The following is a 10,212-nucleotide window of genomic DNA, read 5'->3' on the forward strand; positions in this document are numbered from 1 at the left end:
CCGCGGTGTCCGGCTCCAGCGTGGCGACCACCTTCGCCATCGGCGCCATACTGATCCCGGCCATGGTGCGTCACGGCTATCCCAAACCGCTGGCGGCCTCGATCCAGGCGTCGTCGGCTGAACTCGGAGTGCTGATCCCGCCCTCGATCCCGCTGATCCTGTTCGGGGTCAGCACCGATACCTCCATCGGTCAGCTGTTCCTGGCCGGGGTGGGGCCGGGGCTGCTCATCGGTATGGCGCTGATCCTGTTCCTCTACCTGTTCTGCAAGGTGCGTGGCTACGGTCTCGAGGATCACAAGGACAGCACCAGCTTCGTGATCTCCTTCAAGCGCGCCTGGGCGGCGCTGCTGATGCCGGTGGTGGTGATCGGCGGGATCTACGGCGGGGTGTTCACGCCCACCGAGGCCTCGGCGGTGGCGGTGTTCTACGCCCTTCTGGTGGGCGGGCTCTACTACCGTGAGCTCAAGGTCGGCGACCTGTGGCCTATCCTGCGCCAGAGCGTGATCTCCACCGCGGCGGTGATGCTGATCATTGCCGCTGCCTCGCTGTTCAGCTTCCTGATCAGCCGGACGGGCCTGCCGGGCCATATCGCCGGCTGGGTCACCCAGGTGTTCGACAGCCCCATGGCTTTCCTGCTGGCGGTCAATGTGCTGCTGCTGATCGTCGGCATGTTCATCGAGACCTCGGCTGCCATTCTGGTGCTGGCCCCGATTCTGACGCCGATCGCCATTCAGTTCGGCGTTCACCCGGTGCATTTCGGTCTGATCATGGTGGTCAATCTGGCACTGGGCATGATCACCCCGCCTTTGGGTGTGAATCTGTTCGCCGCCTGCGCAGTGGCCAGGATCTCCATCGACCAGATGCTGCCCTGGCTGGTGCGTTTCGTGCTGGTGGTGCTGGCCTGCCTGGTGGCGATCACCTACATGCCATGGATCTCCATGGGGCTGGTCTGGCTGGTGTACTAGCGGCAAGGGAAATAACAACAAATGCACAAGGAGGCTGTATGAAGGCGCTACCCGTAACACCGCGCAGCGATGCGCTGATCGGTGGCGAATGGGTGTCGACCCAGGCGCTGCTGGAGGTCGAGTCCCCCTCGAGCGGCCTGGCGATTGCCCGCATCGCCCGCTGCCAGACCGAGGAGGTCATGGTTGCCGTCGATGCCGCCCGTCGCGCCTTTGCCGGTAGCGTGGGCGACTGGGCGCGCTGGACGGCCCGGCGACGCGGCGAGTGGCTGCTCGGCTTTGCCGATGCCATCGAGGCCGACCTCGACAACCTGGCAGCGCTGGAGTGCGCCGATACCGGCAAGCCGATGACCCAGGCGCGTGGCGACATTGCCGCCTGCGCGCGCTACTTTCGCTTCTATGGCGGCGGCGCCGACAAGCTGCACGGTGAAACCATTCCCTTCGATGAAGGCTTCGCCGTGCTCACCCTGCGTGAGCCCTACGGCGTGTGTGCCCAGATCATTCCCTGGAACTATCCGGCGCAGATCTTCGGGCGCTGCGTGGCGGCGGCCCTGGCCGCCGGCAACACCGTAGTGCTCAAACCCGCCGAAGATGCGTGCCTCAGCGTGCTGCGTCTGGCCGAGCTGGCCTGCGAGGCGGGTTTGCCTGCCGGTGTGCTCAACGTGGTGCCGGGCTTGGGGCGCGAAGCGGGGGCAGCGCTGGCAGCGCATCCCGCCATCGATCACCTGTCGTTCACCGGCTCACCCGAGACGGGCACCCTGGTGACCCAGGCCGCGGCAGTGCACCACGTGCCGGTGACCCTGGAACTGGGCGGCAAGTCGCCGCAGATCGTCTTTGCCGATGCCGATCTCGAAGCCGCGCTGGAGGCGGTGGTACGCGGTATCGTGCAGAACGCCGGACAGACCTGCTCGGCCGGTAGCCGCCTGCTGGTGGAGGCGAGCTGTGCCGAGGTGGTGCGGAATGAGCTGATCGAGCGCTTTTCGGCGCTGCGCTGTGATGCCGGCGAGGCGGATGCCGACTGCGGCGCGTTGATCAATGCGCGACAGAAGGCCAAGCTCGAATCTAGGTTGGAGTCGGCCCGGGCCAGTGGCGTGCGCGTGGCTGCGCAGGGCCAACTGGCCGAGGGGGCGCCGCTGGGTGGCCACTTCGTGGTGCCGCAGCTATTGACAGACATCCCCAATGGGCACGAAGTGCTGCGCGAGGAGCTGTTCGGTCCGGTGCTGGCGGTGCAGGTGTTTCGCGACGAAGCCGAGGCGCTGCGCCTGGCCAATGCCACCGACTTCGGACTTTGTGCAGGAGTGTGGACCCGTGACGGTGGCCGCCAGCTGCGCCTGGCCAAGGGCATTCGCAGCGGACAGGTATTCATCAACAACTACGGCGCAGGGGGCGGCATCGAGCTGCCTTTCGGCGGGGTGGGGCGCTCGGGGCACGGCCGCGAGAAGGGCTTCGAGGGGCTGCGCAGCTACACGCGGCTGAAGACCGTGGCGATCAAGCACGCTTGAACCGTACATTTGCCAGCAAGGAGAACGACATCATGAGCGAGTCACGCAGGGTTGGCCTTATCGGGGTCGGCCTGATGGGGCACGGCATCGCCGCCAACGTGCTGCGCGGAGGTCATTCGATGTGCTTTCTGGAGCATCCGGGCAACCAGCCGGTCGAGGATCTGCTGGCCGCCGGTGCGGTGGCCAAGGGCAGCGGCCGCGAGGTGGCTGCAAGCGCCGAGGTGGTGATTCTCTGCGTGACCGGTTCGCCCCAGGTGGAGGCGGTGCTGTTCGAGCCGGGCGGGGTGCTCGAAGGGCTGGCGCCGGGCACCGTGGTGGTCGACTGTTCCACGGCGCTGCCGAGCTCCACCGAACGGGTCGCCGCGCGGGTCGAAGCGGCCGGCGGTCGCTTCATGGATGCCGCCATGACCCGTACGCCCAAGGAGGCGGAGGCGGGCAAGTTGAACCTGATCGTCGGCGCGCCCGAGGCGCTGTTCGCCGAGGTGTGCCCGCTGCTCGAATGCTTCGCCGAGAACATCGCCCATGCCGGCCCGGTAGGGGCGGGGCACACCCTGAAGCTGTTGCACAACTTCGTCTCGCTGGGCTTCACCGCGGTGCTCGCCGAAGCCGCTGCGGCTTCGCGTCGGGCCGGTATCGACGATGCCGCCTTGCTTGATGTCCTGGGTAAGGGCGGCGGCGGCGGGGTGGTGCTGGAACGGCTGCGTCCCTTCATCGAAGCCGACGATGCCTCGGGGTTTCGCTTCAGCGTGGCCAATGCGCTCAAGGACATCGGCTATTACCGCACCATGACCGAGGATTTGGCGGCCGAGCACGGAGTGGCGGAGGCGGTACTGGCGCTGTATCGGCGTGCCAGCGATGGCGGCCATGCCGACAAGGCGGTGCCGGAGCTGGTACGGCTGCTGGAGCAACGTTGAGCTAAGCCGGTTGCGGATGTGCTGGCGGCAGGCGTTCGAGCGGGGCTTGGCGGAAATAGCGGGTGAGCAAGGCGTAAAGCTCGGGATAGTCTTCGTAGAGCACGTCCGGGGCGCTGAAGAAATACTCGCAGCACACCGCGAAGCACTCGCCGGGATGAGTTGCGGCGTAGTCGTCGATGGGCGGCGTCTCGCCACGCTCGAGGCGTGCCTGCAGGTCGTCCCATACCGCGGTGAAGACCCGGTGCCACTCCTTGGGATCCATGTCTCGGGGCAGGGGCGGGAAGCCGTCGATATCCAGTGAGTTGCCCATGTCGACCTTGTGGGCGAGCTCGTGGATCACCACGTTGAAGCCGTTGAAATCACCGCTCTCCATCAGATCGGGAAAGGCCACCACCACTGGGCCCTGGGCCGAGGTTTCGCCGGCGCGCTCGTCCTCGTAGGCGTGCATCACGCCGAACTCGTCCAGCTCCTCGACCTGGCGATGGAAGGCGTCGGGCAGGATCAGGATCTCGTGGAAACCGCTGAAGGCTTCCTCATGATCCTCTTCCGACCAGCCCAGCGTCAGCAGGCAAGCCTGTGCGGCCAAGGCCAGTTGGGCCGGCTCGTCGAAGCGGGTATGGGCAGCCAGGTCGGGATGCATGCTCAAGCGCTTGGCGTGCAGGAATCGCCAGGCGCGGCGGCCTAGTCGCGCCGCTTCCTCGTCGTCGAGAAAGGCCAGCAGCGGCAGGCGCGAGCGCGCCTCGTCCCAGGCCTCTTGCGGAAACGGATGGCGGGCCTCGAAGCGTTCGGCCCGCCAGCGGCGCAGGCGGTCAAGCACGGCTCAGCTCTCTTCCTGGCGCGAGCCCGACTTCCACGACCAATCGCGCCAGCGCAGGTCGAACAGGTCCTTGCGCCGGTCCTTGAGATTGGTCACCGAGCCTTCGGCGCGCACCACGGTGAGCCGGGTCAGGTCGAGGTCGGAGAAAATCACCATTTCGGTATTGGGGGTGGTCTCGGAGAGCACCGCATCGTGGGGGAAGGCGAAGTCCGAGGGCGAGAATACCGCCGACTGGGCGTACTGGATGTCGAGGTTGCGGATCGACGGGACGTTGCCGACGCTGCCGCACAGCACCACGTAGCACTCGTTTTCGATGGCCCGTGCCTGTGAACAGTGGCGTACCCGTAGGTAGCCGTTCTTGGTATCGGTCCAGAACGGTACGAAGAGGATGTCCATGTCCTGGTCGGCCAGCAGTCGACCGAGTTCGGGAAACTCCACGTCGTAGCAGATCAGGATGCCGACGCGCCCGGCATCGGTCTCGAACACGCGCAGCTCGTCGCCACCCTCTATCACCCACTCACGGCGCTCCTGTGGCGTGATGTGCAGCTTCGACTGGTGTTCCACGTGGCCGTCGCGATGGCACAGGTAGCTGACGTTGTAGAGCCGGTCGTCCTCGCCTATCTCGATCATCGAGCCAGCGATGATGTTGATGTTGTAGGAGACCGCCATGCGCGAGATCTCGGTCTTGAAATGCTCGGTGAAGCCGGCCAGATAACGGATGGCGGCGAGCTGGTCATGCAGGCTGGCGCGATCCTGCAGGCCCATCAACGGCGCGTTGAACAGCTCCGGGAAGACGGCGAAGTCGCTCTGATAGCTGGATATGGCGTCGACGAAATACTCCACTTGCTGCAGCACCGACTCCATGGAGGCACATTCGCGCATCTGCCACTGCACGGCACCGACGCGCACCTGGGTGGGCCGGTTCTCCAGCACCCGCTCGGCGGGCTCGTAGAGGATGTTGTTCCACTCGAGCAGGGTCGCAAAGCCTTGGGATTTTTCGTCCTCGGGCAGATATTTGCGCAACAGACGCTTGACCTGGAAGTCGTTGGCCAGCTGGAAGGAGAGGATGGGGTCGTGGATCTCCTTGCGCGCCACCCGTTCGATGTACTCGGTCGGGCTGAGATCGGGGTGCTCGTGATAGTTGGGAATGCGCCCGCCGGCGAGTATCGCCCGCAGGTTGAGCGAGCGGCACAGTTCCTTGCGTGCCTCGTACAGGCGCCGGCCCAGGCGATAACCGCGATAGTCGGGGTGAATCAATACGTCCAACCCGTACATGGCGTCGCCTTCGGGGTCGTTCAGGATGATCTCGCGGTTGCCGACCAGGTCGTCGTACTTGTGAGGATTGGAGAACTCGTCGTAATCGACCCGCACGGTCAGCGCCACGCCCACCAGCCGCTCATCATCCTCGATGACGATCTGGCCATCGGGGAACTCCTGGATCAGCCGATCGATGGAGTGCTGGGGCCAGGCTCCGCCAATGTCGTTGTAGACGGCATCCATCAGCTGCTTGAGCTGTGGGTAATCGTCCTGCGTCAGGTTGCGGAGATTGAGATGCAGGTCTTCAAGGGACATTGCGCTCGGTTCCTGATCAGGGGAAAGCCCACATTCTAGCATGCCGTGCCCAGCGCCCGATTGTTACCGTTCGGTCGTCGTTCCGTCATCGCAGCGTCACCAAAAGTCGCCAGCATTGCCGCACATCGTCGTATTAGCGGCTACGCTGAGTTTCGGGAGAGTCGATGACAGCCATGCAACGCCTTGACGGGCATCGTGGATGCAGCATGAACCCAGACAACAATAACCAGAACCAGACACCGCACAGTCAGCCGCCCCACCCCCCGGTGGGCCCAAGCGACAGCCAGCGCATCCGGCTCGAGGCCGTGAGCAAGCGCTGGGGCGAGTCCGTTGCCGTCGACGGCATCGGTTTCGACGTGGCGCCGGGTGAGTTCGTCATCCTGCTCGGCCCCTCGGGCTGCGGCAAGTCGACCACGCTGCGCATGATCGCCGGTCTCGAGCAGGCCAGCGCCGGGCGCATTCACATCGGTGAGCGCGACGTCACTTACCTGCCGCCGGGCGATAGGGGCATCAGCATGGTGTTCCAGTCCTACGCGCTGTTTCCCCATCTCAGCGTGGCCGACAATATCGTCTTCGGTTTGCGCAGCCGCAGGGTCCCAAAGGCCGAGCGACGCGAGCGGCTGGCGCGAGTCGCCGAGCTGGTCGACCTCCAAGCCTATCTCGAGCGCAAGCCCGCGCAGCTCTCCGGCGGCCAGCGTCAGCGGGTCGCACTGGCCCGGGCGATCATCTCCGAACATCCCATCTGCCTGATGGACGAGCCGCTCTCCAATCTCGACGCTCGCCTGCGTGGTGAGATGCGCCGCGAGATCAAGGCACTGCAGCAGCGGCTCGGAATGACGGTGATCTACGTCACCCACGACCAGGTCGAGGCGATGAGCATGGGCGATCGCGTGATCCTCATGCAGGGCGGAAAAATCGAACAGGACGGCACGCCGGCCGAGCTCTATGACCGACCGGCAACGGCGTTCGCCGCCAGTTTCATCGGCAGCCCGGCGATGAATCTGGTGAGCCTTGCCGCCGCTGCCGATGGCGCGGTTATCGAGGGTGAGCCCCGCTGCAGCGTAGCCTCTCACGAGGCCAAGGGTCACTTGCTCGGCATTCGCCCAGAGGAGATCCACCTGTTGCCGGCCGATGCGCCCGGCGTGCCCGCCGAGGTGATCGACGCCGAATACCTCGGCGCGGACAGCATCGTCCGTTTGCAGGTAGGCAGTCAGCAGCTGCGTGCCCGGCTCGACGGCAAGCCCGGGCTGGCAGCCGGGGCGAACTGCCGGCTGCGGTGGCGGCGCGAGGCGGCGCACTTCTTCGATGCAAGCGATGGACAGCGGTTGGCGATAACGGGCCACGACTTGGCCGCACCGCCCGGGCGCCATCGCTTCGAGCCGGGCCTTGCCGGCGCTTCGACCCAAGACCGCGAGGCGCGAGCCTCGTCCCATCCCGCAGGGAACGACTCTTCAGGAGTGAACCGATGAACGCACGCTTCATGTTGACCCAGGGCAGCAGAATGGGAGCCACGGCCTTGGCAGGCCTGCTCGCTGCCGGCTCGCTGAGCGCACAGGCTCAGACCGAGCTGACCATGTATTACCCGGTCGCCGTGGGTGGGGCGCTGACCGATGTGATCGACGGCCTGGTGGCCGAGTTCGAGAACGAGCACCCCGACATCTCGGTTAACGCCATCTACGCCGGCAACTACGACGACACCCGAGTGCGCGCCATGTCGGCCATCGAGGCCGGCGATGCGCCGCAGCTCTCGGTGCTGTTCTCCATCGACCTGTTCGACCTGCTGGAGCAGGACGCCATCGTCTCATTCGACTCGGTGATCGAAACCGACGAGGAGCGCGAGTGGCTCGACGGCTTCTACCCCGGGCTGATGGAGAACGGCCAGATCGATGGCCAGACCTACGGCATACCCTTCCAGCGCTCCACTATCGTGCTTTACTGGAACAAGGACGCCTTCGAGGCAGCCGGTCTCGATCCAGAGACACCTCCCGAGACCTGGGAGGAGATGGCGGAAATGGCCGCCGCGGTGCGCGAGGCCAGCAACGGGCAGCAGTGGGGCGTGATGGTACCCTCCACCGGTTACCCCTACTGGATGTTCCAGGCCTTTGCCTTCCAGAACGGCCACCGCCTGATGAACGAAGAGGGCACCGAGATCTACTTCGACGACCCCGCCGCCATCGAGGCGCTGGAATACTGGGTTTCGCTCTCCCGCGATCATCAGGCCATGCCCGACGGCACCATAGAATGGGGCACCCTGCGCCAGAACTTCATCGAGCAGTCTACCGCCATGATGTGGCACACCACCGGCAATCTGACCGCGGTTCGCAACGAAGCCGACTTCGACTTCGGCGTGGCCATGCTGCCCATGAGCACCCAGCGCGGCAGTCCCACCGGCGGCGGCAACTTCTACCTGTTCAAGGACTCCAGCGAGGAGGAGCAGCGTGCGGCGATGACGTTCATCCGCTGGATGACCGACCCTGAGCGCGCTGCGGCCTGGTCGATCGAAACCGGCTACATGGGCGTCAGCCCGGCGGCCTACGAGACCGAAGCATTGCAGGACTACATCGAGGAGTTCCCGCCGGCGGCGGTGGCCCGCGATCAGCTCGAGCACGCTACCGCGGAGCTGGCCACCTATCAGGGCGGGCGTGTGCGTCGGGCGCTGGACAACGCCGTGCAGGCGGCGCTGACCGGCCAGATGTCACCCGAGGAGGCGCTCAAGCAGGCCCAGGCGGAAGCTGACGTGGCGCTGCGACGCTACGCGCGCTCCCGCTGAGGCCAGCGGCGCAGGAGGCAAGCCATGCTGATCCACAACGCCGATAGACGCATGCAGATCTACGGTGCGCTGTTGCTGCTGCCGGCGGCGGTGCTGCTTGGCACCTTCGCCTACCTGCCCACCGTGGCGACGCTCATCAACAGCTTCTTCCTTCCCGGCTTTCGCGGAGCGCCGCCAGAGTTCGTCGGGCTGGAGAACTACGCCATGCTGGTGGAGGACCGCACCTTCTGGCGGGTGGCGCGCAACAACCTGATCTATGCGCTGGGCACCATTCCCACCTCCATCGCCCTGGCGCTGGGAATGGCGCTGCTGGTCAACGCACGCCTTCCGGGGCGCGGCTTCGTGCGCATGGCCTACTTCACCCCGACCATCCTGCCGATGATCGCCGCGGCCAACATCTGGATGTTCTTTTATGCCCCGCAGATCGGCCTGTTCAACAAGTTGCTCGGCGCATTCGGTCTCTCCGGGGTCAACTGGCTGGGGGACCCCAGCGTGGCGCTGACCTCGGTGATCGTGATGACGGTATGGAAGGAGGCCGGCTTCTTCATGATCTTCTACCTGGCGGCGCTGCAGAGCATCCCGCCCGAACTGAAGGAGGCCTCGGACCTGGAGGGCACCAGCCGCTGGAGCTTCTTCTGGCGGGTGACCTTTCCGCTACTGATGCCGACCACGCTGTTCGTCCTGATCAATGCGCTGATCAACGCCGTGCGGGTAGTCGATCACCTGTTCATCCTGACCAAGGGCGGCCCCAACAACGCCACCAACCTGCTGCTCTACTACGTGTACGAAAACGCCTTCTCGTTCTTCGACCGTACCTACGCTGCCACCATCACGGTGGTGATCCTGCTGGTGCTGGCGGTGGTGGCCACGCTCAATTTCGCCGTGCTCGACCGCAGGACGCACTATCAATGAACCGAGCAATGAACCGAGCCATCAGCCCCGCCGCCAGCCGCTTCGCCCTGCGCGTGCCGAGCCTCGAGACCACGGCCGCCTGGCTGCTGGCCATCGTCTGGATATTTCCGCTGCTCTATGCGATCTGGGCCGCCTTCCATCCGCCGGCCTACATGGTGCGCTTCGACCTGTTCGCGCCGCTGACGCTGGACAACTTCGCCAATGCCTGGGCCCAGGCGCCATTTGCGCGCTACTACCTCAACACCTTCCTGCTGGTCACCGGCGTGGTTCTGGCGCAGTTCGTCGTCTGCACCCTGGCGGCCTTCGCCTTCGCCCGCTTCCCCATCCCCGGGCGCGACGTGCTGTTCATGCTGGTATTGATACAGCTGTTCGTCTTTCCCGAGGTGTTGATCGTCGAGAACTACCGCATTGCCAGCGGTCTTGGCCTGGTCGATACCATTACCGGCGTCGGCCTTCCGTACGTGGCCAGCGCCTTCGGCATCTTCCTCTTGCGCCAGACCTTTAAGACCATCCCTCGCGAGCTGGAGGAGGCGGCCCGGGTGGAGGGCTGCGGCTGGATGGCGATCCTGCTCAAGGTCTACGTGCCCCTGGCCAAGCCCACCTACCTGGCGTACGGGCTGGTCTCCATCAGCCACCACTGGAACAACTTCCTGTGGCCGCTGGTGGTGACCAACTCGGTAGAGAGTCGCCCGCTCACCGTGGGTCTGGGCATCTTCTCGGCGCCGGAAACCGGGGTCAACTGGGCCACCGTCAGTGCCGCCAC

At 65.3% G+C, this 10,212-nt stretch carries 9 protein-coding genes; 7 read left to right on the forward strand and 2 right to left on the reverse strand.

The window, feature by feature from the left end:
* The 3 genes from AC2VNO_RS14210 to AC2VNO_RS14220 form a co-directional block, all read left to right on the forward strand.
* Positions 1-965 (forward strand): TRAP transporter large permease (locus AC2VNO_RS14210; protein ID WP_486934739.1); only part of this gene is annotated, 965 nt, incomplete at its 5' end.
* A gap of 38 nt (positions 966-1,003) precedes the next feature.
* Positions 1,004-2,464, forward strand: coding sequence for an aldehyde dehydrogenase family protein (locus AC2VNO_RS14215; RefSeq protein WP_486934740.1), 1,461 nt, complete (start codon positions 1,004-1,006; stop codon positions 2,462-2,464).
* A gap of 32 nt (positions 2,465-2,496) precedes the next feature.
* On the forward strand, positions 2,497-3,378 hold the full coding sequence (locus tag AC2VNO_RS14220) for an NAD(P)-dependent oxidoreductase (protein WP_486934741.1): 882 nt from the start codon (positions 2,497-2,499) through the stop codon (positions 3,376-3,378).
* 1 nt (position 3,379) lies between these two features.
* Here the strand turns inward: AC2VNO_RS14220 and AC2VNO_RS14225 are convergent, their stop codons facing one another.
* Both AC2VNO_RS14225 and AC2VNO_RS14230 read right to left on the reverse strand, forming a co-directional pair.
* Positions 3,380-4,195 (reverse strand): M90 family metallopeptidase, encoded by an 816-nt coding sequence (locus AC2VNO_RS14225; protein ID WP_486934742.1) that lies wholly within the window; start codon positions 4,193-4,195, stop codon positions 3,380-3,382.
* Positions 4,196-4,198: 3 nt separating this feature from the next.
* On the reverse strand, positions 4,199-5,767 hold the full coding sequence (locus AC2VNO_RS14230; protein ID WP_486934743.1) for a GNAT family N-acetyltransferase: 1,569 nt from the start codon (positions 5,765-5,767) through the stop codon (positions 4,199-4,201).
* Positions 5,768-5,973: 206 nt separating this feature from the next.
* Here AC2VNO_RS14230 and AC2VNO_RS14235 point away from each other — a divergent pair, with 206 nt between their 5' ends.
* The 4 genes from AC2VNO_RS14235 to AC2VNO_RS14250 all read left to right on the forward strand — a co-directional run.
* Positions 5,974-7,236, forward strand: coding sequence for an ABC transporter ATP-binding protein (locus AC2VNO_RS14235; protein WP_486934744.1), 1,263 nt, complete (start codon positions 5,974-5,976; stop codon positions 7,234-7,236).
* Positions 7,233-8,537 carry an ABC transporter substrate-binding protein gene (locus AC2VNO_RS14240; RefSeq protein ID WP_486934745.1) on the forward strand — a complete coding sequence of 435 codons (1,305 nt, stop codon included), beginning with the start codon at positions 7,233-7,235 and terminating at the stop codon, positions 8,535-8,537. The genes AC2VNO_RS14235 and AC2VNO_RS14240 overlap by 4 nt, the downstream gene beginning before the upstream one ends.
* Positions 8,538-8,561: 24 nt before the next feature.
* Positions 8,562-9,449: a carbohydrate ABC transporter permease gene (locus AC2VNO_RS14245; protein ID WP_486934746.1), complete on the forward strand. Its 888-nt coding sequence runs from the start codon at positions 8,562-8,564 to the stop codon at positions 9,447-9,449.
* Positions 9,450-9,457: 8 nt separating this feature from the next.
* On the forward strand, positions 9,458-10,212 hold a 755-nt coding region (locus AC2VNO_RS14250; RefSeq protein ID WP_486934747.1), incomplete at its 3' end, for a carbohydrate ABC transporter permease.

The sequence above is a fragment of the Halomonas sp. TH-94 genome (assembly GCF_057473365.1).

What these genes read in the sequence shown, in the direction of transcription:
- AC2VNO_RS14215 (WP_486934740.1), top strand. Translation starts at nt 1,004, where the DNA reads ATGAAGGCGCTACCCGTAACACCGCGCAGCGATGCGCTGATCGGTGGC.
- AC2VNO_RS14220 (WP_486934741.1), top strand. Translation starts at nt 2,497, where the DNA reads ATGAGCGAGTCACGCAGGGTTGGCCTTATCGGGGTCGGCCTGATGGGG.
- AC2VNO_RS14230 (WP_486934743.1), bottom strand. Translation starts at nt 5,767, where the DNA reads ATGTCCCTTGAAGACCTGCATCTCAATCTCCGCAACCTGACGCAGGAC.
- AC2VNO_RS14235 (WP_486934744.1), top strand. Translation starts at nt 5,974, where the DNA reads ATGAACCCAGACAACAATAACCAGAACCAGACACCGCACAGTCAGCCG.
- AC2VNO_RS14240 (WP_486934745.1), top strand. Translation starts at nt 7,233, where the DNA reads ATGAACGCACGCTTCATGTTGACCCAGGGCAGCAGAATGGGAGCCACG.
- AC2VNO_RS14245 (WP_486934746.1), top strand. Translation starts at nt 8,562, where the DNA reads ATGCTGATCCACAACGCCGATAGACGCATGCAGATCTACGGTGCGCTG.